General features: G+C 68.5%; 23 protein-coding genes. 5 read left to right on the forward strand and 18 right to left on the reverse strand.

Features of this window, described 5'->3' with window-relative positions; genetic code table 11:
- Positions 1–112: 112 nt before the first annotated feature.
- Positions 113–1,390 (forward strand): amidohydrolase, encoded by a 1,278-nt coding sequence (locus NXI30_13180; GenBank protein ID MCR9095166.1) that lies wholly within the window; start codon positions 113–115, stop codon positions 1,388–1,390.
- 3 nt (positions 1,391–1,393) lie between these two features.
- Here NXI30_13180 and NXI30_13185 read toward each other — a convergent pair whose 3' ends face one another.
- Entirely contained in the window at positions 1,394–2,320 is a 927-nt protein-coding gene (locus tag NXI30_13185; protein MCR9095167.1) for an L-threonylcarbamoyladenylate synthase, read from the reverse strand.
- Positions 2,321–2,441: 121 nt separating this feature from the next.
- Here NXI30_13185 and NXI30_13190 point away from each other — a divergent pair, with 121 nt between their 5' ends.
- Positions 2,442–2,567: a hypothetical protein gene (locus tag NXI30_13190; protein ID MCR9095168.1), complete on the forward strand. Its 126-nt coding sequence runs from the start codon at positions 2,442–2,444 to the stop codon at positions 2,565–2,567.
- Between the two features lie 27 nt (positions 2,568–2,594).
- Complete coding sequence (locus tag NXI30_13195) at positions 2,595–3,986, forward strand: SDR family NAD(P)-dependent oxidoreductase (protein MCR9095169.1); 1,392 nt, start codon at positions 2,595–2,597, stop codon at positions 3,984–3,986.
- Here NXI30_13195 and NXI30_13200 read toward each other — a convergent pair.
- The 8 genes from NXI30_13200 to NXI30_13235 all read right to left on the reverse strand — a co-directional run bounded on the left by NXI30_13200 (position 3,983) and on the right by NXI30_13235 (position 11,020).
- Positions 3,983–4,234, reverse strand: a complete 252-nt coding sequence (locus tag NXI30_13200) for a hypothetical protein (GenBank protein ID MCR9095170.1) — start codon at positions 4,232–4,234, stop codon at positions 3,983–3,985. The genes NXI30_13195 and NXI30_13200 overlap by 4 nt on opposite strands.
- 83 nt (positions 4,235–4,317) lie before the next feature.
- Positions 4,318–4,458: a hypothetical protein gene (locus tag NXI30_13205; protein ID MCR9095171.1), complete on the reverse strand. Its 141-nt coding sequence runs from the start codon at positions 4,456–4,458 to the stop codon at positions 4,318–4,320.
- 138 nt (positions 4,459–4,596) lie between these two features.
- Positions 4,597–5,916 carry an ammonium transporter gene (locus NXI30_13210; protein MCR9095172.1) on the reverse strand — a complete coding sequence of 440 codons (1,320 nt, stop codon included), beginning with the start codon at positions 5,914–5,916 and terminating at the stop codon, positions 4,597–4,599.
- Between the two features lie 245 nt (positions 5,917–6,161).
- On the reverse strand, positions 6,162–7,361 hold the full coding sequence (locus NXI30_13215; GenBank protein MCR9095173.1) for a CoA transferase: 1,200 nt from the start codon (positions 7,359–7,361) through the stop codon (positions 6,162–6,164).
- A 41-nt stretch (positions 7,362–7,402) separates the two neighbouring features.
- Positions 7,403–8,191, reverse strand: coding sequence for an enoyl-CoA hydratase-related protein (locus tag NXI30_13220; GenBank protein MCR9095174.1), 789 nt, complete (start codon positions 8,189–8,191; stop codon positions 7,403–7,405).
- Between the two features lie 106 nt (positions 8,192–8,297).
- Positions 8,298–8,561 carry a MoaD/ThiS family protein gene (locus NXI30_13225; GenBank protein MCR9095175.1) on the reverse strand — a complete coding sequence of 88 codons (264 nt, stop codon included), beginning with the start codon at positions 8,559–8,561 and terminating at the stop codon, positions 8,298–8,300.
- Between the two features lie 9 nt (positions 8,562–8,570).
- A complete protein-coding gene (locus NXI30_13230) occupies positions 8,571–10,454 on the reverse strand; it encodes an aldehyde ferredoxin oxidoreductase family protein (GenBank protein MCR9095176.1) in 1,884 nt (627 codons plus the stop codon).
- Between the two features lie 146 nt (positions 10,455–10,600).
- Positions 10,601–11,020, reverse strand: coding sequence for a hypothetical protein (locus NXI30_13235; protein MCR9095177.1), 420 nt, complete (start codon positions 11,018–11,020; stop codon positions 10,601–10,603).
- Positions 11,021–11,163: 143 nt separating this feature from the next.
- Here NXI30_13235 and NXI30_13240 point away from each other — a divergent pair, with 143 nt between their 5' ends.
- Entirely contained in the window at positions 11,164–11,928 is a 765-nt protein-coding gene (locus NXI30_13240) for a glutathione S-transferase family protein (GenBank protein ID MCR9095178.1), read from the forward strand.
- A gap of 34 nt (positions 11,929–11,962) precedes the next feature.
- On the opposite strand, the gene NXI30_13245 is transcribed toward NXI30_13240, so the two are convergent.
- The 7 genes from NXI30_13245 to NXI30_13275 all read right to left on the reverse strand — a co-directional run bounded on the left by NXI30_13245 (position 11,963) and on the right by NXI30_13275 (position 19,584).
- Positions 11,963–13,321: a cytochrome P450 gene (locus NXI30_13245; GenBank protein ID MCR9095179.1), complete on the reverse strand. Its 1,359-nt coding sequence runs from the start codon at positions 13,319–13,321 to the stop codon at positions 11,963–11,965.
- A gap of 55 nt (positions 13,322–13,376) precedes the next feature.
- On the reverse strand, positions 13,377–14,930 hold the full coding sequence (locus NXI30_13250; GenBank protein ID MCR9095180.1) for an arylsulfatase: 1,554 nt from the start codon (positions 14,928–14,930) through the stop codon (positions 13,377–13,379).
- Positions 14,927–15,778, reverse strand: a complete 852-nt coding sequence (locus NXI30_13255; protein MCR9095181.1) for an LLM class F420-dependent oxidoreductase — start codon at positions 15,776–15,778, stop codon at positions 14,927–14,929. Before NXI30_13255 ends, NXI30_13250 begins: the two co-directional genes overlap by 4 nt.
- A 22-nt stretch (positions 15,779–15,800) precedes the next feature.
- Complete coding sequence (locus NXI30_13260; protein ID MCR9095182.1) at positions 15,801–16,817, reverse strand: aldo/keto reductase; 1,017 nt, start codon at positions 16,815–16,817, stop codon at positions 15,801–15,803.
- A 120-nt stretch (positions 16,818–16,937) separates the two neighbouring features.
- Entirely contained in the window at positions 16,938–18,203 is a 1,266-nt protein-coding gene (locus tag NXI30_13265) for an ACS family MFS transporter (GenBank protein MCR9095183.1), read from the reverse strand.
- A gap of 95 nt (positions 18,204–18,298) precedes the next feature.
- Entirely contained in the window at positions 18,299–18,667 is a 369-nt protein-coding gene (locus NXI30_13270; GenBank protein ID MCR9095184.1) for a VOC family protein, read from the reverse strand.
- A gap of 137 nt (positions 18,668–18,804) precedes the next feature.
- On the reverse strand, positions 18,805–19,584 hold the full coding sequence (locus NXI30_13275) for an SDR family oxidoreductase (GenBank protein ID MCR9095185.1): 780 nt from the start codon (positions 19,582–19,584) through the stop codon (positions 18,805–18,807).
- Positions 19,585–19,697: 113 nt separating this feature from the next.
- Between NXI30_13275 and NXI30_13280 the strand changes: the two genes are divergently transcribed.
- Complete coding sequence (locus NXI30_13280; protein ID MCR9095186.1) at positions 19,698–20,207, forward strand: hypothetical protein; 510 nt, start codon at positions 19,698–19,700, stop codon at positions 20,205–20,207.
- On the opposite strand, the gene NXI30_13285 is transcribed toward NXI30_13280, so the two are convergent.
- Positions 20,204–21,697 carry an arylsulfatase gene (locus NXI30_13285; protein ID MCR9095187.1) on the reverse strand — a complete coding sequence of 498 codons (1,494 nt, stop codon included), beginning with the start codon at positions 21,695–21,697 and terminating at the stop codon, positions 20,204–20,206. The genes NXI30_13280 and NXI30_13285 overlap by 4 nt on opposite strands.
- Positions 21,694–22,695, reverse strand: a complete 1,002-nt coding sequence (locus NXI30_13290) for a glutathione S-transferase family protein (protein MCR9095188.1) — start codon at positions 22,693–22,695, stop codon at positions 21,694–21,696. Before NXI30_13290 ends, NXI30_13285 begins: the two co-directional genes overlap by 4 nt.
- Positions 22,696–22,705 lie beyond the last annotated feature (10 nt).

Raw genomic sequence — 22,705 nt, forward strand, 5'->3', positions numbered from 1 at the left:
CAGCAACGTGTCGCAGGGCGACCTCTTGCCCGCGCCGAACGAGGAGATAGCGTCGGAGGTGGACCCCGCGGACCGTCAATCCTTCGCGGACCGCACGAGGAGAATGCGCGCCATGAACGCCGACGAAGTCATCCTGATTAGCGTCGATGACCACATCGCCGAGCCCGCCGACATGTTCGAACGGCACGTGCCCGAGAAATACAAGCAGTACGCCCCGCGCGTGGAGACCGACGATCGCGGGATCCAGCAGTGGTGGTACGGCGACCTCAAGGGTCGAAACCTCGGGCTGAACGCCGTCGCTGGCAAGCCGCCGGAGTTCTACAACGTCGACGCGAGCCGCTACGACGAGATGCGCCCGGGCTGCTTCGACGTCCACGAGCGCGTCCGCGACATGAACGCCGGCGGACAGCTGGCGGGGCTCAACTTCCCGAACTGGACGGGCTTCGCGGGCCAGGTGTTGAACCAGGGGCCGGATCCCGAGGTCAACATGGTGATGATCCAGGCCTACAACGACTGGCACGTCGACGAGTGGTGCGCCGCCTATCCGGAGCGCTTCATTCCCTGCGGCATCCTTCCGCTCTGGGACGTCGAGCTCGCGGCCCAGGAGATCCGGCGCCTGGCCGACAAGGGCTGCCATGCGGTGACGTTCTCCGAGAACCCCGAAGCGCTGAACATGCCGTCGATCCATTCGGGTCAGTGGGATCCGCTCTTCGCCGCCTGCGTCGAGCACGACACCGTGCTCTGCTGCCACCTGGGCTCGTCGTCGCGCTCCCCGATGAACGCGACGGACGCGCCGGCGGGCGTGCCGATGACCTGCTCGCCGGCCTCGACGGTCTACACGCTGATCGACCTGGTCTGGGCGACCTTCTGGACGCGCTTCCCCACCCTCAAGTTCTCGCTGACCGAGGGCGACATCGGCTGGATCCCCTTCTTCCTCTGGCGCGCGGAGCACGTGAAGCGACGCCACAGCGGCTGGACGAAGCACGACTTCAGCCAGACCGGGGGACCGTCCGAGATCTTCCGCAACAACATCCTGTGCTGCTTCATCGAAGACGACACCTGGATCCCGAACATCGACGCGTTCAACCTGGACCACATCTGCTGGGAGTCGGACTTCCCGCACTCGGACGGAACCTGGCCGAACGCACCGGAGCGGATCGTCGAGACCCTCGGCGGCCTCGACGACGCGCTGATCAACAAGATCACGCACGAGAACGCGATGGCGATCTACGGCTTCGACCCGTTCAAGCACCGCCCGAAGGAGAAGTGCACCGCGGCCGCCCTTCGCGCGGAGTCGCCGGACGTCGACGTGGTCACTCGCGTCGGCCGCGAGGCGAGCGATCGGGACCTCGAGGCCTGGCGTGAGCTGACGAGCGGGCGCGGCCGCTAGCGCTCAGTCGCTCGCAGCGCGACGCAACCGGTCCCGAATGCCTGCCCAGGCTGCGTCCTGCGGCGGGTGTTCGACGAGGATCCGGGCCACGTCCGGGTCCGCGGAGAGACGGTGGAGCTCGGCGTAGAGCCGGGCCGCTGCGTTCTCCGGATCGTCGCCGAGTACGAGCAACGCATCGCCCAGTCGCTGGGCACGCTCGGCCGTGCCCTCGTCGACGAGCACGAGGGGCTTGCTCGGCGCGTAGTGCCGCGGTTTCTGGCCGGGGGAACGGGCGGGGCCTCCGCTCCTCGTGCCGGGCGCTTCCGCTTCGAGGCCCGCTTCCTCCTCCTCCAGCCGGAACATGCCCGGACGGAGCGTCACGGGCGTCTCGTCGGTCACGTCGACGACCGTGCTCTCGATCCCGACCGCGCACGGGCCGCCGTCGAGGATGAGCAGGTCGTCGACGAAGGGGCCCAGTGAATCCGCGACGTGTCGGGCGGTCGTCGGAGAGACGGCCTCGGACCGGTTGGCGCTCGGCGCGGCGATCGGGAGCGCCGACGCGCGCAGGAGCGCATTCGCGACCGGGTGATCGGGGACGCGCAGGCCGACGGTGGGTCCGCCGGCGGTCACGATGTCCGGGATCACGTCGGCCTTCTCCACGACGAGGGTGAGCGGGCCGGGCCAACCGGCTTCTGCCAGCGGCTCCGCGGCGGGGGGCCAGCGGGAGGCGAGCTCGCGGGCCGCCTGCGCGTCGGCGACGTGCACGATGATCGGGTTGTCCGAAGGGCGCCCCTTGGCCTCGAAGATGCGCGCGACCGCACGCGCGTCGAGCGCGTTCGCCCCGAGCCCGTAGACGGTCTCCGTCGGGAACGCGACCAGGCCGCCCGCCCTTAGGATCTGGGCCGCCTCGGCGTAGGCGGCTTCGTCGGGAGCGAGGATCCGGGCAGGCATGGGGCGAGCATATCGCGCTCCCTGCGGGTCGTGACCCTCCTCCGAGCGCGCACCGGCCTCCCGCCTTTCCATGCGTCCTCCTGCGGCTAGAGTCCGCCGGCCCGGTAGAGAGGACTGCGCCTTGCGACTCGCCTCACGCCTCGAATCCATCGCCCTCGAAGACGCCCAGGACGGCGATCGCTCTCCGCTCGGAGAGCTCTGGTCGGACGGCCCGGCGGTCGTCATCTTCATCCGCCACTTCGGTTGACTGTTCTGCCGTGAGCAGGTCGCGCAGTTGCGCGACGACATTCGGCGCTGGCAGGAAAAAGGCATCCGCGTCGCCCTCGTCGGCAACGGCACCCGTGCGTTCGCGCAGGCCTTCCGCGAAGATTTCGAGCTCGATTGCCCGGTCCGGGTCGACGAGGACCTGGTGGCATACCGCGCTGCCGGTCTCCGTCGCGGCGCCGAGGCGATCCTCTCCCGCCGCTTCTTCGGCGACGCCCTGCGTGCGACCCGCTCCGGGGCACGCCAGGGCGGCGTGCAGGGGGACGCGTGGCAGCTGGGCGGCGCCTTCGTCTTCCGGAAGGGAGGCGATCTCCTGCTCGCCCATCGGAGCGAATCGGCGGGCGATCACGTCTCGCCCGCAGCGATCGACGACGCCCTGGCGCGCGACGAACCGATCGAAGAGAGACCACCGAAGGCGTCCCCGCTGGCCGCGGTCGCCGGCGCGACGCGCTCCGTTCTCGACGTGTCCCCGGTCGGGTCCTTCGACCGGCTCGGCTTCGCGCGACACGCGGCCGCCTTCGATCCGTCGGACCTCGACGTCGACCTGACCGGCCGCCGCGTGGTCGTGACCGGCGCGAACTCGGGGATCGGCTTCGCGACGTCCCGCACCCTGGCGGACCTGGGTGCCGACGTGACTCTCCTCTGCCGCAATCCGGAGAGGGCCGAGGCCGCCGTGAAGCGGATCCGCGAAGAGACGGGGAGTCGTCGCGTCACGTCGCTGACCGTCGACGTGTCGGACCTGGGCGACGTCGTGGTCGCCTGCGAGCAGCTCGCGAAGGAGCCGATCGACGTCCTGATCCACAACGCCGGCGTCCTGCCCGACGATCGGATCGAATCGTCCGACGGCCTCGAGCTCACCTTCGCGACCCACGTCGCGGGCCCGCATCTCATGACGGCGCGCCTCCGGCGCGCGCTCGAGGCGAGCGACGCGGGACGGGTCGTCTGGGTCTCCTCCGGCGGCATGCTCACGACCCGACTCCGGCTCGACGATCCCCAGTGGCGGGATCGGGAGTACGACGGCGTTCGCGCCTATGCCGAGACGAAGCGAGCGCAGGTCATCCTGGCGGAGCTCTGGGCCGAGGCGTTCGCGGGGAGCCCTGTGGTCGTGAACTCGATGCACCCGGGCTGGGCGGACACGCCGGCGGTGGCGTCGTCGCTGCCGCGCTTCCATCGGGTGACCGAGGCAATCCTCCGCACGCCGGAAGAAGGTGCCGACACGGTCGTGTGGCTCGCGGCCTCCGAAGCCGCGCGGCGGAACACCGGACGGTTCCACTTCGACCGGGAGGCGGTCCGAACCCACTGGCTGCCCATCACCCGCGAGACGAAGGCGGACCGGGAGGCTCTCTGGGCGCTCTGCGGCGGCGCCGAGCCCGATCCGACGACGTCCTTCGGCCTGGGCTAGCCGTCGCCGGCCTGCGCCTCTTCGAGCGGCTTCCAGTGGAAGAGCCCGTAGATCATCGTCTGCACGAAGTGGTGGCCCATCGACCCGCCGACCTGCTCGAAGAGCGATCGCTTCATGAAGAACTCGACCACGTGTGCGACGAAGGTCAGACCGAAGAGGACCTGCCCCACGGTCGCGACCCACCCACTTCCGAGGACCATCGCGAGGATGGACCCGACCCAGATGACCCAGACGCTTTGTTTCTGCATGGAGAGAGCGTTAGCGCGCTGGCGCACGACGCTCCACCGTCGCCTCGCGGAGGCTGCGAGGAGCCGAGAAGCGACAGGAGGCGCTAGAACGCGACGGGCATTGTCTCGAGGCCCAGCACGAAGTTGCCCCCCGCCGAGGCCGCTTGGAGCGGTCCGCCTTCGAGGGTGAGGTCGAGCCCGTCGATCTCGGCACCGACGGCGGAGCGGGTCTTCGTGATCTGCATGGGGCCTCCCGGAGGACGGTCGAACGTAGCATCCGGGCGCCTCGGGATCGCCGAACGAAGAGGCCCGGCTCCTCCGCGAACGCGGAGAGAGCCGGGCCTCCTGGAAACTCGCCGCGAGCCTTCCGGCGCGCGGCGGTCTCAGTTGGAGCCGCCCTGTCCGTACGCGGTCTCGGAGTGCGCCGCGAGGTCGAGGCCCTCGAACTCCTCTTCCTCGGTGACGCGCAGGTCGCCCATGACCGCCTTCAGGCCGAAGAGGATGATCGCGGTCGCACCGCAGGCGAAGATCGCGGTGATCCCGATGGAGACCGCCTGAGCCCAGATCTGGCCGCCGTAGCCGAGACCGGTGGCCTCCGAGATGAAGATGCCGGTCGCCAGCGCGCCCCAGGCCCCGCCGACGCCGTGGACGCCGAAGACGTCGAGGGAGTCGTCGTAGCCGAGAGCCGGCTTGAGCATCGTGACCGCTGCATAACAGATGACCGCCGCTCCGGCTCCGATCGCGATCGCGCCCAGCGGACCGACGAAGGCGCAGGCCGGGGTGATCGCGACGAGGCCAGCCACGATTCCGGTCGCGGCGCCGAGGATGGTGGGCTTTCCGCGGTGGAACCACTCGATCAGCGTCCAGACGAGCAGGCAGGTGACCGTCGCGGTCTGGGTCGTGAGGAACGCGAGGCCGGCGACGCCGTCCGCCGCGAGCTCCGACCCGGCATTGAAGCCGAACCAGCCGACCCAGAGCAGGGCCGCGCCGATCACCGTGAGCGGCAGGCTGTTCGGCGCCATCGGCTCCTTGCCGTAGCCGAGGCGCGGGCCGACGATGATCGCGGCGACGAGAGCCGAGAAGCCGCTCGACATGTGGACGACGAGACCGCCGGCAAAGTCCAGGGCCTCGATCTCGGTCGCGATGTAGCCTCCGCCCCAGACCATGTGGGCGAGCGGGATGTAGACGACGAAGACCCAGATCGTGATGAAGATGGCGTAGACGCTGAAGCGCATGCGCTCCGCGAACGCGCCGAGCATGAGCGCCGGGGTGATGATCGCGAACATGCCCTGGAACATGACGAAGACGTAGGTCGGGATCGTACTCGAGACGCTGTCCGGCGTGATGCCGGAGAGACCGACCATCGAGAGGTCCCCGATGAACGCGCCGCCCTCACCGAAGGCCAGCGAGTAGCCGACGACGACCCAGAGGACGCCGATCATGCCGGCGGAGAACATGCACTGCATGAGGACCGAGAGCAGGTTCTTCGTGCGAACCAACCCGCCGTAGAAGAGAGCGAGACCCGGCAGCGCCATCATCAGGACGAGGAGCGTCGAGGTCATCATCCAGGCCGTATCGCCGGTGTCGATCGTGTCCTCGGCGTGGGCGGTGCCGGTCGACAGGAAGAGGACGACGGTCGTGAGGGTCGGGATCGCCGCGGCGCGGGAAAGGGCGCGGGCGAGGCGTGCGGGAAGAGCGGGCATCGGGCGGAGCCTCCTTGCGCGGCGCGGTGCCGCGGATTCCGGATTCGTTCTGGGTTCAGCAAGAAATGCGCCAACCTCGGCGCGCTTGAGCGTGGACCTACGCGAATGAGAGCGCGGTCGCGCGCGAGCCGCGCGCGAGCCTGCTCGAATCGCAGGCACGCATGGCGCGCGATTGAGCACTCAGACAGCGCGAACTGCGCCGCCATCGACACATCCTCGCGTCGACGGCGTGCACCCCGTCCAGGTCAGTCGCGCGGGGTCGGGACGACGCCGCGCTCGCGCAGGCCTGCCCGGGCGGCCTCGTCGCGACCGAGCTCCGAGAGGATCTCGTCCGTGTGCTCGCCGTAGAGCGCCGGCGGCCCACTCGGTTCCGACGGCGTTCCGGAGAAGCGCGCTGCGGCCCGGGCCCGACGGTAGGTCCCGTAGACCGGATGCCGGGCCTCGACGACCGCGCCGTTGTGCACCAGCTGCGGGTCCTGCAGGACGTCCTTGTGTTCGAGCACCGGCGCGACCGGAACCTCTTCGGCGAGGAGCGCTTCGTAGGCTTCCACGCTCGTGAGCTTCGCGAGCCCCGAACTCATGACCTCGGCACGCTCGAGGGCGTTGGCCTCCTCGCCGGACGCGATGCCCCGGTGGCGCTCGGATTCCGCGAGATCGGTACGCCCGACCGCGCGCAATCCCCCGCGCATCTGCTCCGCCGTCCCCATCCAGTAGATGATCTGGCCATCCTTCGTCGGGGTGAGCTGATAGCGCTCACCCGGAACCACGAAGGTCGACACGTCATCGCCGACCAGGGTGTGTCGGAGCATCCCGTCGGGCCAGAAGAACGCGAGGCCGACGTCGAGCATCGCGACCCGGACGTGCTGCCCGCCCTGCCCCCGCTCGCGGGCGAAGAGCGCGGCGGTGATCGCCTGCGCGAGGGTGAGCGACGTCGCCTTGTCGACGACGGCGTTCCGGATCAGATCCGGAATCGGAATCTCGGGATTCATCTGCGCGGCCACGTGGCCCGTGAGCGCCTGGAAGATCGGGTCGTAGCCCCGCCGCTCGGCGTAGGGGCCATCGTCGCCGTAGCCCGTGATCGAACCGTAGATCAGGTCGGGCTTGACCTTGCGAAGATCGTCCTCGCCGATCCCGAGTCGCTCGGCGGCCCCGGGTCGCCAGTTCTGGATCAAGACGTCCGTGGTCGCGACGAGCTCGAGGAAGAGCGCGTGGCCCTCCTCGGTCTTGAGGTCGATCCCGATCGAGCGTTTGCCGTGGTTGCAGTTCGCGTAGAGGGCCGCCATCCCGGCGCGGTAGTTGACGGGCTGGCGACTCTCTTCTCCGTAGCGCGGCGGCTCGACCTTGATCACGTCGGCCCCCTGATCGGCGAGGACCATCGCCGCGAGCGGCCCCGAGATCACCTCGCTCACGTCGAGGACGCGAATGCCGTCGAGCGGTCCTGCCATGATCGACTCGTCTCCGGCCGCCCGCATGGGACGGGACGACGCTAGGCGTCGGGGAAGAAGTTCGGTTCGCGCTTCTCGAGGAAGGCGCGCATCCCTTCCTGCATCTCGGCGCTGCCCTGGGTGCGACGCACTTCCTGGCGTTCGATCCGTAGCGCTTCGTCGAGGCTCGCCCCCTCGGCGCCGACGACGCAGCGGAGTACCGACGCGACGGCGTTCGGCGGCTTCGCCGCCAACTCGTGGGCGAGGTCCTGCGCGCGCTGCTGGAGCTCGTCGTTCGGCCAGACTTCGTGGACGAGGCCGATCCGCAGGGCCTCGGGGCCCGAGATCATCTTGACGCGCAGGATGATGTCGAGGGCCGCGGCGCGGCCGACGGCCCTGGTGAGTCGCGCCGTCCCGCCCCACGCCGGAATGCTTCCGAGATCGAGCTCGGGCAGCCCGATCTTCGCACCCTCCTCCGCCGCAAGACGGAAATGACAGCCGAGGGGGAGTTCGAGCCCGCCGCCCAGGCAGTAGCCGTACATCGTCGCGATCCACGGCTTGCTCATGTTCTCGATCTTCGAGATCACGCGCAGCCGTTGGTCGAGCAGCGCCTCGAAGCTGCCCTTCCGCTTCGCGCCCTCGGGAATCTGCTTCAGGTTCATGCCGACCGAGAAATGCTCGTCCCCGGCACCCCGAATCACGACGGCACCGACTGAATCGTCCTTCGCGAGGGCGTCGACCTGCTCCTCGAGCGCATCGAGGAAATCCAGGCTCATCCGGTTGCGCGGCGCGTCGTCGTTGATGAGGGTCACGACCCGGCCTTCGCGCTCGACGATCAAGGCGTCGCTCATGCGGTCCTCCTGCTGGACGTCGCAGGATTGCATGGATCGACGGGCTTCGCCGGCGACCCCGCGTTCGGCACGTTCGGGGAGTTCGGCACGTTCGGCACGAGGCCGCCTAGCCTCCGGCGGCCGCCTTCACGAAGCCCACACGATCGCCGTCGGCGAGCTTCGTCTTCATGCCCTTGCGATGGGAGACGAGGACGCCGTTGACCGCGACCCGCGCCACCCGCGCGAGCTTCGCGAACTCCTCGCCGCCCGCACCGAAGCGCGCCCGTGTCTGCTCGACGACGTCGGCGACCGTCGTCGCCGCGTCCAGCTCGAACGCGTGCTCGCCGATCGCCTTGCCCATGTCGTAGGTGAGCTCGACCCGGATGCCCATCGCCGCCTCCTAGACCTCGACCCGAAGCTTCTCGAGCGTGCTGCGAAGCGGAACACCGTCGGCGTCCCAGCCGCGGAGCGTGTAGTAGCGCGGCAGCAGCTCGCCGAGTGGGTGGCCCGCATCCATCGTGTCGAAGATCGACTCCTCGAGCATGCGCGGCGGGAGCGTGTCGTCCTTGCCGGTCAGCCCCTCGCGCAGGTTGTACATGCGCTCGAGATTGAAGATCCGACCGCCGATCTCCTGGAGATGACCAGAGGAGAACGTCGTCCCGGTGATGTAGGTGAGCCACTTCTCGAACCAGAGCATCGGGCTCCCCTTCATCCCCATGGCGATCCGCATCATCGGTCCGAGATTCTCGAAGACCTTCGAGATCGCCCGGAACGACAGCGAGCTCGGGTCCATCTCGTGGAGCTGCTTGGGGATCATCCCGTAGGTCGTGAAGATGCAGAGCACCATCGAGTTGATGGCGCAGGCGTTGTTCTGCATGAGCACCGGGATGTCGGCCTTGAGCTTCAGGTTCTGGGGATTGATCGTGAGCGGTCCGGTCGACTCCATGTACATCGACGCCCCCTGCACGTGGCAGCCGCCCCGATTCGTCGTCGCGTACTCGACGCCCTGGGCGAAGGAGCCGCGCGGATCGTAGGCGCTCATCTCGAGCCCCTTCACGTGCATCGCGAAGGCGTGTCCGCCGAACTTCTCGCTCATCCGCTTCGTCCCGTCGGCGAGCTCGTTGCCCGCGCCGCGACGATGGCCGATGTCCTCGATGAGCGAGCTGATGCCGTCCGGATCCCCGAAGCGGATGCCCGCATCCCAGATCCCCCGCTCCGCGAGCTCCATCGCGAACGACAGGCTCGCGCCGAGTGAGATCGTGTCCATCCCGAGATCGTCCGCCAGATAGTTCCAGACGTTGATCTCCCCCAGGTCCGAGATCTCGAGGTTGCTGCCGAGGAGTGCGAGGGTCTCGTACTCGGGTCCCTTGACCCGCCCCTTCCCCTCGATCTCGACGTCGCGGCCGCAGGTCACCGGGCAGTGGATACAGCTCGTCTTCACCCCGACGAGTTCGTGATCCTCCATGTACTCGCCACTGATCGTCATGGCGTCGTCGAAGTGACCTTTCTGGAAGTTTCGCGTCGGCAGGATGCCCCGGCCGTTCGTCGTGTTGACGATCCCGCCGGTCCCGAACCGCTTCATCGAGCTGCCGAGCACCGGGTGGTCCTTGAAGAGCGCGCGGACTTCCTTCGTGTAGGTCTTGAATGCGTCCGGGTCGTCCATCTCGAGCTTGCGGGAGCCCGTGACGCTGATCGCCTTGAGGCGCTTCGAGCCCATGACGGCGCCGACGCCGGTTCGACCGGCGATCCGTTCGTTCGACACGATCCCCGCGTAGAGGACCTGGTTCTCCCCGGCCGGACCGATCACGGCGTGGGAGAGCTTCTTGCCGAGCTTCGCCTGGGTTTCGTAGGTCCCGAGTCCCCAGAGATCGTCGGCGTCGATGAAGCGAACTTCGTCGCGGTCGCCGTCGATCTCGATCCGAACCGGGCGCTCGGACCGGTTCGAGACGACGATCACGTCGATTCCGGCGCGCTTCATCCCGTAGGCGTAGTTCCCGCCGCAGGTGGCGTTGCCGATCCCGCCCGTGAGCGGGCTCTTGCAGACCACTGCGAAGCGATTGCTCTGGGGCGCCACGGAGCCGTTCAGAGGCCCGGTCGCGAAGATCAGCGGGTTTTCCGGCGCGAGCGGATTGATCCCGGCTTCGGTCCGGTCGTAGAGCAGGCGGGTGCCGTAGCCCTTGCCGCCGATGTAGTCCCGCGCGATGTCCTCGTCGAGGGGCTTCCAGGCGAGCTCGCGGGTCGCGAGATCGATCTCGAGGACGCGTCCGGCGTAGCCCTTGATCATGCGGCTCTCCTGGCGCGGGAATCGCGCGACCCCAGAATTCTACGAGACCCCGCGCGATCACCGCAGACGTCAGTGGCGACCGCGCGTCAGCCCCGCGAGCGCGGCGAGAGCAGCGAGAGCAGCGAGAAGGATCGCGGCGAAGGGCCTCAGCGCGGGTCGAGCCGATACACCAGGCGCTTCGGATCGAAGCCCTCGAGCTCGGCTTCGTCCTCGACGAGGACGGCCGTCCGCTCGTAGATCGTGTCGCCGAATCGGACGCGGACGCGCGGGTCCTCACGGAGGTACTCGAGCCACGTCCGTCCCTCGGCGGGGTCGATGTAGAGCTGGCCGTTCCTCACGAAGTAGTTCAGCTCGACCGAGTACGGATCGTCGGGCCGGAACTCGATGTCGACGAAGGCATCGTCGACGAAGCTCCAGTCGTCGACGGGCGCCTCGGCGACCTCGCCGCTGAGCTCCCCACCCGGAAGCATGAAGAAGGGACCGCCGCATCCGGCGACGAACGCGACGAGCACGAAGGAGAGGGTCACGGAGATGGAAGGGAACGACGAACGGAGCGGAGAACGCATGACGGAGGACCTCCTGGCGCGCCGGGCAATCTAGCGACTCGCGCCCTCGCTGCTCCGGACGGCGGGTCGCACGTTCTCGGCGAGCTACGCTTCCGCCGCTGGCCGGCGCCCCGGCTCCCCCGCCCCCACCCAATGGAGATCCGATGTCCGACGCGAAGCCCTCCCTGATCCTCTACGGCGTGCCGTTCTCCCAACCCGTGCGAGCCGTCCTCTGGCTCCTCTTCATCAAGCGCACACCCTTCGAGATGGTGCTCATCAACCCCGGCTCCAAGGGCGAGAACGGGAGCCGCCATCCGGGCTACCTCGCGAAGAATCCGGCGGGCACGATTCCCACGATCGAGGATCGCGAGAGCGGATTCGTCCTCGCCGAGGCCCACGCGATCCTCGCCTACCTCTGCAACCGCCACGGCTGGACGGACCTCTATCCCGAGGACGCCGAGGCGCGCGCCCGGGTCGACTGGTACCTCCACTACCACCACCGCAACATCCGGGACGCCTCGCTCGGTCTCGTGGCACCGAAGATCCGAAAGGACCTCGACATCCCCGAGGCGATGCAGAGCGCGGCGCAGGCGACGGTCACCCGAGCCCTCGAAGCCCTCGACACCGGCTGGCTCGCGGACTCGCCCTACCTCTGCGGCGAGTCGTTCACGATCGCCGACCTCGGCGCCTACGCCGAGCTCGGTCAGCTCCAGGCGGGGTACACGAACGTCTTCGACTTCACGCCCTTCCCGAACGTGAGCGCGTGGCTCGCGCGGATGCACGACGTCCCCGCCCACGACGACATCCACACCGTGCTCGCGGAGCTCGGCGACATCAGCGAAGAGGCCCCGTCGATGGAGCGGATCGTGGGCGCCAACAAGAGCGCCCTCGGCGTGCTCAAGAAGCGACTCGCCGAGTTCGCGGCGTGACCTTCGGACTCGGCGCGCTCGGGCCGGTGGGCTGCTATCGCGCGTGGAGCTGGACGGGCAGCTCGGTGTACCCGTTCACGAAGCACGATCGCGTGCGGACCGGCGGCCCGACGACCTCGACCATCTGGTAGCGCTGGAGCAGCTCCTCCCAGAGCACGCGGACCTGAAGCTCGGCGATCCGGCTCCCCACGCAGAAGTGGCGGCCCCAGCCGAACGAGAGATGGTTCCGGTGGTCCTTGCGGTCGATCAGGAACTCGTTCGCCCGGTCGATCGCCGTCTCGTCGCGATTGCCCGACACGTACCACATCACGACCTTGTCCCCGGCCTTGATCGACTTGCCGCCGAGCTCCGTGTCGCGGGTGCAGGTTCGTCGCATGTGCGCCAGCGGCGTCTGCCAACGGATCATCTCGCTGGTCATGCTCGTGACGAGGGAGGGGTCCGCGCGGAGCTTGTCGTACTCGAGCGGATGCTCGTTCAGGGCGAGCACGCCGCCGCTGATCGAGTTGCGGGTCGTGTCGTTGCCACCGACGATCAGCAGGACGAGGGTCGCGAGGAAGGTGCGAGGATCCATGTCCTTCGTCGCCTCGCCGTCGGCCAGCAGACTGACGAAGTCGCCGGTGCGTCCCTTGCCCTTCCGCTCGTTCCACAGGCCCTGGAAGTGGTTCAGGCACTCGACGAGGACGGCGTGCCGCTCTTCGTGAGTGATCGAGTCCGGTCCCGGCAGGTTCGGCTGGGTCGTCGTGATGTCCGACCAGTAGGTCAGCTTGCGCTGCTCTTCGTAGGGAAAATCGAAGAGGTTCGCGAGCATCGAGGTCGTCAGCTCGATCGACACGCGGTCGACCCAGTCGAAGGTCTCGCCGATCGGCAGGCCGTCGAGGATCTGGATCACGCGCTCGCGGATGATCGGCTCGAGGCGCTTCAGGTTCCGGGGGCCGACGGCCGGCGCGACGGTCTTGCGGTGGGCGATCTGCCGCGGGCCGTCCATCGAGATGAAGCTCGAATCCATCGGCGAGTCCGGGAGCGGGTCGCTGATGGAGATGGCCCGGGCCGAGGAATAGGTGTCGGGATCCTTCTCGACGGTCACGATGTCGTCGAATTTCGTGATGGACCAGTAGGCGCCGAAATGACTCTCGGCGCTCTCCGGGGTGTAGTGGACGGGGTCGTCCCGACGGAGCCGTGCGAAGTACCCGTGGTACTCGTTGGCCGCGAAGAGCTCGCCATCGGAGGGATCGATCCGGTCGAGGGGGTAGGTCTCGGGATCCGCGCCGACCTGCCCCGTCGGCTTCGGCGTCTCGCCCCGGACCTGCGGCGTCGAGGGGCGGGGCGGGAGCTTCGACCAGGCATCGTCTGCATTGGCGAAGGCTTCGGATTCGGTCGCGACGGCCTGGCTCATGAGATCCTCCGAGGGGCGGGCAGACCCGGAGGATACTCCCTGCCCGCGAGCGTGCCTAGCGCCCGTCGAGACCGAGGGTCTCCTTCACCTTCTTCTTGATGAACTGCCGCTTGATCGCCGACATGCTCTTCTCGATCTCGTCCTGGCTCTGGAAGGGAATCTCGACGGTCGCCGACTCCGGCCGCATGCCGCCGGGCAGGATCAACCCCTCGCCGTCCACGCTGAACAGGAACTCGTAGACCTTCGTGATGACCGGCTCGAGCAGCCACATGTTGTAGAGGAAGACGTCGGTCTCCTCGCGCGGATCCTGCTCGACGTTGAAGACCTGAGGCGCCCACAGCCGACGCCACGCACGGTCCCGCGGCGCGGGATCGTCCCCGGTGAAGAAGACCTTGAAGCGTCGCCACTTCGCCGCCAGAAGTGTCCGGCCCGAGAAGAAGAGCGCGTACTCCCGGGCCGATTGCTCGGTCTCGCCGAGCAGGAACGCGGACTGGTCGACGCCATCGATCACGCGACCGCTCGGCATCTTCGCGCCCGCGAGCGCGGCGAGAGTCGGAAAGACGTCGACGAGCGCGACGATCTCGTTCGAGACGCGACCGGGGGTGACGCGCCCCGGCCAGCGGACGATCGCCGGCGTCCGGATGGATCCCTCGAAGGCGCTCCCCAGATAGCCGCGGAAGGGCCCCGAGTTCGACCCCTGCGGATAGTGGGCCGAGTCCGGGCCGTTGTCGCTCGCGTAGAGGACGATGGTGTCGTCCGCGATCCCTGCCTCGTCGATCGCATCCAGGACCTGCCCGACCCGATGGTCGTGCTCGACGATCACGTCGGCGAAGTCGCCGTTTCCGCTTCGTCCCGCGAAGTCGGGATGCGGCAGATAGGGATGATGGGGATTCGACCAGGACACGAAGAGGAAGAAGGGACGATCGTCGACGGCGCGATCGGCGATCCAGCGGACGGACTTCTCCGCGATCCGGCCGTCGATCAAGGGTCGATTGCCGAGGTCGTAGGGCTCGACCTCGCGGACGGGTCCGCCGCGTTCGCCCTCGAGCAGGTGGGGCACGCGCGCGACGGTCGGGTCGAAGCCGACCGCGACCGTGTCCATCGCCACGTTCGTCGAGAACGGAAAGCCCCACCAGGTATCGAAGCCCTGGTTCGTCGGGAAGCGCCCCTCCGTCTCACCCAGGTGCCACTTGCCGAAGATCGCCGTCGCATAGCCCGCGTTCGAGAGCGTCTCCGCGATCGTCACCTCCCAGGGCGCCAGTCCGCCCGGAAGTCCCGGCGTCGCCGCGCGCCAGGTGCCCGATCGGATGGGCATCCGTCCGGTCATGAGCGCGGAGCGCGACGGCGTGCACTCGACCTCCACGTTGAAATTCGTGAGCCGCAGTCCTTCCGTCGCCAGCGCGTCGAGGCGCGGCGTCGGCGCCCCGCGCAGGACGCCCCCGCCATAGGCGCCGATCTCGCCGTAGCCGAGGTTGTCGCTCAGCAGGACGATGATGTTGGGCGGGTCCGCTTCGGCGGCGACCGCCGTAGCGGGGACGCGACACGGGAAGATCAGGCCGACGACGAGGAGCGCGACGGAACCCGCGCGCGCGCGACGCACACTCCTCACCCCATCGTCTCCTTCGCGACGCGTTCGAGCTCGTCGAGTACTTCCGGACCGCGGCCGTCCAGCCAGATCGTCGCGTGCTCGACGCCGAGTGCCCCGAGCTCGTCCATCTCCGCCCGGCTCCGCAGACAGCCGGGAAATCCGAAGGCCACGCGCGTGAGACGCGCGGGATCGCGCCCCGCGCGCAGCATCGCCTCCTCGAGCGAGGCGAGCCCGACGCGCATCTGGTCGACGGTGGCGATTCCGGGGATCCAGCCCTCGCCCCAGGAGGCGATCCGCTCGAAGATGCGCGGAGACGCGCCCCCGAGCAGAACGGGCGGATGCGGCTTCGACACGGGCTTGGGATGGGAACGGACGGCCGGAAACCGGACGTAGGGACCGTGGTGACTGGCCTCTTCCCGGGTCCACAGGGCCTTCATGGCCGCGACCTGATCCCGGATCTGCGCCCAGCGTCGGTCGAAGTCACCGCCCAGGATCTCCGTCTCCTCCCGCATCCATCCCGCGCCGACCCCGAAGAGGAAGCGGCCGTCCGAGTCCGCGTCGAGGGTCGCGATGTCCTTGGCGAAGGCGATGGGCTCGTGGAGCGGCAGCAGGCAGACGCCTGTCCCGAGGCGGAGCGTCGACGTGACGGCGGCCGCCCGGGCGAGGGCGACGATCGGCGAGGAAAGCAGCCCCGCGTACGCGGGCGGCTCTCCGCTCTCGGACGCGGGGTAGACGCGCTCGTACTCGACGGGCAGGACGACGTGCTCGCCGACCCAGAGCGAACCGAAGCCCAGCGCCTCGGCGGTCCGGGCCACGCGGGCGATGTCGATCGCGCCCTCGCCGGCAGTGAAGAAGATCCCGACTTCCATCGCTCGTTCCTTCGCCCCGCCGTCACCCCATCGGGTAGCGGATCTCACGCGTGACGCGGTGGATCGCCTTCATGACCTCGGGGTCGAGGACGAGGTCGCTCGCCGCGAAGATCTCGGGGAGCTGCTCCTCCTTGGTCGCCCCCACGATCGTGGAGGCCACGAAGTCGTGCTGTTTCGACCAGGCGACCGCGAGCGTCACGACGGAGAGCCCGGCCTCGGCGGCGATCGCCTCGAAGCGCTCGGTCGACGCGAGGGCCGCATCGCTCACGAAACGGCTCGCCATCGCCCCTTGCCTTCCTCCCATCGCCTTGTAGCGGGAGAAGCGCGCGTCCTCGGGCCAGGCACCGCCGTTGTACTTCCCGCTCAGCACGCCGCCGGCGATCGGCGAGTACGGGATCAGACTCACCCCTTCCTTGCGACACACCTGGGCCAGCTCGTCCTCGAAGCGACGATTGTTCATGCTGAAGTTGTTCTGGATCGTCTGGTACTCGGCGACCCCGAGCCGGCGCGACGTCTCGAGGCTCTTCATGAGGCCCCAGCTCGTCTCGTTGCTGCAGCCGATCACGCGGACCTTGCCCGCGACGATCAACTCGTCGAGGGCCTCCATCGTGTCGTCGTAGGGCTGGTCGTGGTCGGGCCAGTGCGTCTGGTAGAGATCGACGTAGTCCGTTCCCAGGCGCTCCAGGCTCGCCTCGACCGCGCGCACGATGTTGTGCCGGTCGAGGGTCGTCATCCCCGACCGGACCGCGGCCTTGAGCCAACCGTGGGAGGGCCCGGCGACCTTCGTCGCGAGGATCACCGAGTCTCGGTCTTTCGTCGCGAGCCACTTGCCGACGATCCGCTCGGTCTCGCCTGCATAGGCCGGGTCCGGTGGGACCGGGTAGTTCTCCGCCGTGTCGTAGAAGTTGATCCCCGCGTCGTAGGCGTGGTCGAGGATCCGGAGGCTCGTCTTCTCGTCCGCATGGGAGCCGAAGGTCATCGTTCCCATACACAGGTCCGAGACGACGAGGGCGCTGGTTCCGAGGCGACGACTCTGCATGCGATCTCCTCCGCCGCCGCCGACGCGGCGCAACGCGAGCATACAGAACGCGGCGTCGCTCGTGCGTCCTGCTGAGCGTCGCTCCGGCCGCCCCCCCCTGCCACGCGCGGACGCGTCCCGTCAGTCGAACTCGCGCTCCCCGCTCGCGAAGAGGACGAAGGCGAGCCAGCCGACGAGCGTGATCCCCGACGCGACACCGAAGACGAGGCTCCAGGACCCCGTCGCCTGCAGGATCATGCCGGTCGTGTAGACGCCGACCATTCCGGGGATCGTACCGGCGGTGTTGGTCAGCCCCATGACCGTGCCCGCGTGGCGGGGGGCGATGTCGATGTGATTTACGGCGAAGCCGCCGGTCACGAACGCGCCCACCGCAGTTCCGATCGACATCACGACGATGGCGGCCCAGGCCGTCTCGATCTGCCCCACGACGAGGAGCGAGATCGCCGTCCCGAAGCACCCGATGGTCTGCATGATCTTCCGCACCCGCACGACGGGCAGGCCTGCAGCGAGCATCCGGTCCGCGATCTGCCCGGCGACGTTGATGAAGATGAAGGAAGCGACGTGGGGGATCATCGTGAGCCAGCCCACCGACTCGAAGGGCACGCCGAGACCTTCGCTCACGAAGGTCGGGAGCCAGGTGATCAGGATGTAGAGCGACCAGTTGTTGCAGAAGTGCGCGACGACGATCGCCCAGACCGACCGGCTCCGGAGGAAGCTTCCCAGCGACGGGAGGGCTTCGCCCTCGCGATCCGGGATCTCGGCCTCGATCAGCGCACGCTCCGCCGACGAAATGGACGGGTGCTGCGCCGGCGTCGCGTGCACCAGGAACCACCAGGGCACGAACCAGACGAAGCCCACGAGCCCGAAGAGATAGAACGCCCACTCCCAGCCCCAGGCCGAGATGACCAGCGGCGTCACCACGAGACCGAAGATGGTGCCGAGCGGGATCCCGCTGTTCGCGAGTCCGACGGCCCGGACGCGCTCGCTCTCGGGAACCCACCGCCCGAAGAGGCTGAAGAAGGAGGGATAGGTCACGGCCTCGCCGGCGCCGAGACCGATCCGGGCGATCAGCAGCGCGCCGAGACCGAGGAAGGCGGCCGGTGGCGTGAGCAGGGTGAAGAGCGACCAGAGGACGACGCCCACTCCCAGCACGACCTTGCCTCCGAAGCGGTCGGCAAGGCGTCCACCGATGATCTGGAGCGTGATGTAGCCCGCGGCGAAGGAGGCGAGGACGATGCCACGGGTCTCGAGGTCCCAGCCCAGGTCCTCGGCCATCGGAATGATCGCGACGGAGATGTTGACGCGATCGATGTAGCAGATGGTGACGGCGAGGAACGAGAGCGCGACGACGGTGTAGCGGCGCGGCCAGTCGGAGAAGACGGACATGGGCACTCCGATCCTGCAGCGGCCGAGCGAGCGCGGCGGACGAAAGAAGAAGGGCCGAGCCGGCGCTCACCGGCTCGGCCCTTCGGACCAGCGAATCAGGCAGGGCGCCCGAGCGCGCAGACCTTGTTGCCGTCGGGATCGCGCAGGTACGCCAGGTACATCCCGTTCTCGCGGCGACCGGGCGGATCCTCGATCGCGGTGCCGCCGTTGGCGAGTCCGGCCGCATGAAACGCGTCGCCCTGCTCGTCGCTCTCGACGAGGAAGCCGACGGTTCCGCCGTTCGCGTGGGTCGCGGGCTCGCCGTCGATGGGCTTCGTGATGGCGAAGATGCCCTGCGGGCTGATGTAGAAGTAACGGCCCTGGTTGTCGACGCCGGGGCCGATGCCGAGGGTGCCGAGCACGGCGTCGTAGAAGCGCTTCGAGGCTTCGATGTCGTTCGTACCGAGCATCACGTGGCTGAACATGGAGGTCTCCCGTTCGGGTTCATGGATTGCGGACGCGCGAGCATAGCCGTGGCACGACCAGCGACCAATCGCCGAACCCTCGAGCAGCAAAGCAGGGGCGACTCCGACTGCAGCGGACCCGAAGGAGAAGGCGCGTCTCAGATCAGTCCGTCGTAGGATCCGCCATCGAGCTGGAGGTTCTGGCCGGAGATGTAGCCCGCCTGCGCGCTGCACAGGAAAGCGCACGCGTCGGCGAACTCGCTGGGCAGGCCGAGGCGCCCGGCGGCGATGCTGTCGACCTGCTGTTGGCGCGCCTCCTCGTAGGAGAGGCCCCCGATCTTCATGGCGACCTGCGCCATCTGCTCCTGCCGCGGCGTATCGATCCGCTCGGGCAGCAGGTTGTTGATCGTCACGTTGTGCTGGACGGCGCCCTTCGAGATCGACTTGCAGAGAGCGGTCAGCCCCGTCCGGGCCGTCGTCGAGAGCGCCATGATCCCGACCGGCGTCTTCACCATCGCGCTCGTGATGTTCACGATCCGCCCGAAACCGCGCGCCTGCATTCCGGGCAGGAGGCCGCGGATCATCATCGCCGGCGCGAGCAGGTTCGCCTCGAGCGCTTCGAGCCACTTCGCGTGATCCATCTCGAAGAAGTTGCCCGGCGGTGGCCCGGCGTTGTTGTTCACCAGGATGTCGGCGTCAGCGCAGGCGGCGATGAGGCGCTCCCGCTCCGATTGCACGTTGAGGTCCGCGGCGACGGGCGTGACCCGGACCCCGTGTTCCGTCGCGATCCGGTCGGCGATCGTCGCCAGCTTGCCGGCGTCGCGACCGTTCACGACGAGCTCGACCCCTTCGCGCGCCAGCGCGCGGGCACACGCCTCCCCGAGCCCCTGACTCGACGCACACACGATCGCCTTGCGGCCACGAATTCCGAGATCCATTCCGCCCCTTTCCCCGTCCTCGATCGGACCCGTCAATGAACTAGGATTTCCGTTCGGTCGTCAAGTCACCGCCGGCGACCGCGCCGAACGCACCGCAACCGCGAGGAACGCCCGTGGAACTCTCCGATCGCCATCGCCAGTTCTTCCGAAACGAACAGTTCGTGCACGCCTTCGGCATCAACGTCGCCATCAACGGCGCGATCGCCTGGGGCATTCTTCGCGGACACGAGACGATCCCGCTCTGGGGCGAGGCGGCGATGGGGCCCGACCTCCTGGCGACCGGAGTGCTCCTCCCGGTCCTCATGACCCTGATCGTCTCGCACGTGATCGGAAGACAGGTCGCGAGCGGCGCGCTTCCGCCCCTGGATCGTCAGATGGTCGCCGCCCGCGGACTGCACCGCCGGCCGGCCCTCGTCCGGGGCCTGGTCCTCGCCGGGTTCGCCACCCTCTGCGGCTCGGTTCCGCTGGTCGCGATCCTCGACCTCGCGAGCGCTCAGCCGGTCTCCCTCGGCGGTTTCGTCACGTTCAAGGCCCTGTGGGCCGGTGCTCTGGCCGCCCTCGTCTCGCCGCCGATGGCCTGGTGGGCACTCGCCGCCGCTTCGGAGCGCGCGCCCGCCGACTAACGTGCCTTTCGGGCGCGATCCCGCGCGACGTCGGCCCAGGGTTCCCGATCCTCGGGCCCACCGAACCCATCGGGGTCCCAGAGGAAGCGGAGCGGCGACGTCTCGCCCGGTCGCGAGTGGCGCGGCCAGGCCTCCGCCGCCGCCGTCATCTCGGTCACGACATCGGCGTGACCGGCCGCGACGTCGCGGGTCTCGAAGGGGTCGACGAACACGTCGTAGAGCCGCGTTTCGTCGCCCGAGAGCACCAGCTTCCAGGGCGCCCGGTAGAGCGCCATCGCGCCCGTATCCCCGATCACGTAGTCCGGCGTCCGGCTCGGCCCGCTCCCGCTGAGGACGCCCCATTGGCTCGCCCCGTCGAGGTCCTCGGGAATCTCGCCCGGTGCCCCGACCGCTTCGAGCAGCGTCGGCAGGACGTCGGAGATCGTCATGAAGCGCTCGTGCCGACCACCTTCGAGCCGACCCGGCCACCAGATCGACGCGGGCACGCGCACGCCGCCTTCCGCGATCGTCATCTTGCCCCCGGGCAGCGGCCTGTTGTCGCTCGCGCCATCGAAGGTATTCGAGGCCATGAACTCGAGAGACGCGATCGGCATCGGGCGGTCGAAGACCCGCATGGCCAGCTCGCTCGCCCGCGCGAAGAGCGGGAAGCGCGCCTCCGGCGAGAGTCCTCCGTTGTCGCTCGAGAAGAAGACGAGGGTGTGCTCGAGCATGCCCTCCGCCGCAAGGGTGTCGAGCACGCGCCCGATCGCCGCGTCGAGCTCCGTCACCATCCCGGCGTGGAGGCGACGCTGCTCGTTCTCGATCCGCGGGTAGGTCGCCACGACTTCTTCCGGCGCCTCGTTGGGGAGATGCGGTGCGGGAAGCGCGAGATAGAGGAAGGTCGGCCGTGTCCGATCTCGTCCGCGCAGCAGGCGGACGGCCTCGTCCGCGAGCAGTCGGGTGCTGTAGCCCTCCTCCCGGAGGGTCTCGCCGTTGCGCTGCCAATCGTGACCGCCACCGTGGTTGTGGTCCCAGTAGCCGATCCCGCCCGTCAGGTAGCCGTAGAAGTGCTCGAAGCCGCGCGACTGGGGGAAGTAGTCGGGAATGAAGTGGCCGAGGTGCCACTTCCCGACCATGACCGGCTGGTAGCCGAGGGCGCCCAGATACTGAGGCAGGATCCGCTCGTCGAGACCCAGCCCATCGCCTTCGTTCTTACCCAGCGGGCGATGGATCCCGAGACGCCGCGAGGACTTTCCCGTCATCAGGGACGAACGGGTCGGGCTGCAGCTCGGCTGGACGTAGAAGCGGTCGAGCTCGACGCCCTCGCGTGCCAGGCGGTCGAGGTTCGGCGTGCGGATTTCGCTTCCGTGGTAGCCGACGTCGTTCCAACCGAGGTCGTCGGCGAGGATCACGACGATGTTGGGACGCTTCGCCCCCTCCTCCTCCGCGAAGACCGTCGTCGCCAGGACGACGACGAAGGAAGCGAGCACGAATCGGGCCAGCACGGTCATACGCCTTCCAGCAGGATGCGAACGTCGGCGTGAGCGGCCTTGGCCTCGGCGATCCGGTCCCGGCCGTAGTCGATCAGGGGGTGGTCGTGATCGAGGATCGCCTGCCGATACGAGGGTCGAGCCCTCAGTCGTTCCCAGTAGGCGGCGACCAACGGGCGCTTCGACGGATCGAGGAAGACGTTCTCGGCGCTCGCCTGCCGGATCCGCTCGAAGATCACGACCCATCCCACGTCGGCCAGGGTGAACTGCTCGCCCATGATCCAGGGCCCGCCGTTCGTCTCGAGGCGTGCCTCGAGCTCGTCGAGGAAGCCGAGGAGGATCTCTCGCGTCTGGCCGATCGCGTCCGGGACCGGGCCGAGGCGAGCAAGTCGCTCGATTCCCAGCAGCTTGAAGAGAATGAACATGATCGGGCGACGCTTGTCGAAGTGGAAGAGGAGTCCTTCCAGGATCAGATGGAACGGGATCTTCTCGACCATGGTGCAGAAGAGCGGGAGCGTCTGGCCGGGAACCGCGTTGCCCGCCGACTTCTCCGGCTCCTCGAGCGGATTGGTGAGCGAGGTCCGGTCGACCCAGGCCTCCATCTCCGCTCGCTCGGCCGGGTCCGACGGAACCAGGGACGCGGCGCCGGGGGGCGCGAACCGGGCGGCATAGCGGATCTGCTCGTGGGACTCGTAGATGGGGTGTCCGTGGTGGAGGAGGACCGGCACCGTCCCGCCAGGATTCACCCGGAGCAGCTCGGGCCGGAGGGTCTCGTAGGCGCCGGTCTCGATCAGGTCGATGTGGTGTCCTTCGTAGGGGATCTGGAGTTCGGCGAGACAGACCCGGGTCTTCATCGAACACAGCGAGAGTGCGTTGTGATAGAGCTCCCACTCGGCCACGTGGGGGAAGAGCAGATCCGGCTGATGGCCCGGCGGAACCGAATGGGTGCGGCGCCGGCGCTTCTCGAAGAGAAACCAGCCGATCGCGAGCACGAGCAGCCCGCCGACGACATGGATCATCCTTCTTCCC

The organism is bacterium (assembly GCA_024742285.1).
Taxonomy (GTDB): Bacteria; Myxococcota_A; UBA9160; order UBA9160; family UBA4427; genus UBA4427.

Coding starts and splice junctions, on each gene's coding strand:
- NXI30_13255 (MCR9095181.1), bottom strand. CDS start 15,778: ATGGAAGTCGGGATCTTCTTCACTGCCGGCGAGGGCGCGATCGACATC.
- NXI30_13235 (MCR9095177.1), bottom strand. CDS start 11,020: ATGCGTTCTCCGCTCCGTTCGTCGTTCCCTTCCATCTCCGTGACCCTC.
- NXI30_13185 (MCR9095167.1), bottom strand. CDS start 2,320: ATGCCTGCCCGGATCCTCGCTCCCGACGAAGCCGCCTACGCCGAGGCG.
- NXI30_13245 (MCR9095179.1), bottom strand. CDS start 13,321: ATGAGCCAGGCCGTCGCGACCGAATCCGAAGCCTTCGCCAATGCAGAC.
- NXI30_13240 (MCR9095178.1), top strand. CDS start 11,164: ATGTCCGACGCGAAGCCCTCCCTGATCCTCTACGGCGTGCCGTTCTCC.
- NXI30_13230 (MCR9095176.1), bottom strand. CDS start 10,454: ATGATCAAGGGCTACGCCGGACGCGTCCTCGAGATCGATCTCGCGACC.
- NXI30_13180 (MCR9095166.1), top strand. CDS start 113: ATGAACGCCGACGAAGTCATCCTGATTAGCGTCGATGACCACATCGCC.
- NXI30_13260 (MCR9095182.1), bottom strand. CDS start 16,817: ATGCAGAGTCGTCGCCTCGGAACCAGCGCCCTCGTCGTCTCGGACCTG.
- NXI30_13275 (MCR9095185.1), bottom strand. CDS start 19,584: ATGGATCTCGGAATTCGTGGCCGCAAGGCGATCGTGTGTGCGTCGAGT.
- NXI30_13210 (MCR9095172.1), bottom strand. CDS start 5,916: ATGCCCGCTCTTCCCGCACGCCTCGCCCGCGCCCTTTCCCGCGCCGCG.
- NXI30_13265 (MCR9095183.1), bottom strand. CDS start 18,203: ATGTCCGTCTTCTCCGACTGGCCGCGCCGCTACACCGTCGTCGCGCTC.
- NXI30_13200 (MCR9095170.1), bottom strand. CDS start 4,234: ATGCAGAAACAAAGCGTCTGGGTCATCTGGGTCGGGTCCATCCTCGCG.
- NXI30_13270 (MCR9095184.1), bottom strand. CDS start 18,667: ATGTTCAGCCACGTGATGCTCGGTACGAACGACATCGAAGCCTCGAAG.
- NXI30_13285 (MCR9095187.1), bottom strand. CDS start 21,697: ATGACCGTGCTGGCCCGATTCGTGCTCGCTTCCTTCGTCGTCGTCCTG.
- NXI30_13215 (MCR9095173.1), bottom strand. CDS start 7,361: ATGGCAGGACCGCTCGACGGCATTCGCGTCCTCGACGTGAGCGAGGTG.
- NXI30_13225 (MCR9095175.1), bottom strand. CDS start 8,561: ATGGGCATCCGGGTCGAGCTCACCTACGACATGGGCAAGGCGATCGGC.
- NXI30_13205 (MCR9095171.1), bottom strand. CDS start 4,458: ATGCAGATCACGAAGACCCGCTCCGCCGTCGGTGCCGAGATCGACGGG.
- NXI30_13290 (MCR9095188.1), bottom strand. CDS start 22,695: ATGATCCATGTCGTCGGCGGGCTGCTCGTGCTCGCGATCGGCTGGTTT.
- NXI30_13220 (MCR9095174.1), bottom strand. CDS start 8,191: ATGAGCGACGCCTTGATCGTCGAGCGCGAAGGCCGGGTCGTGACCCTC.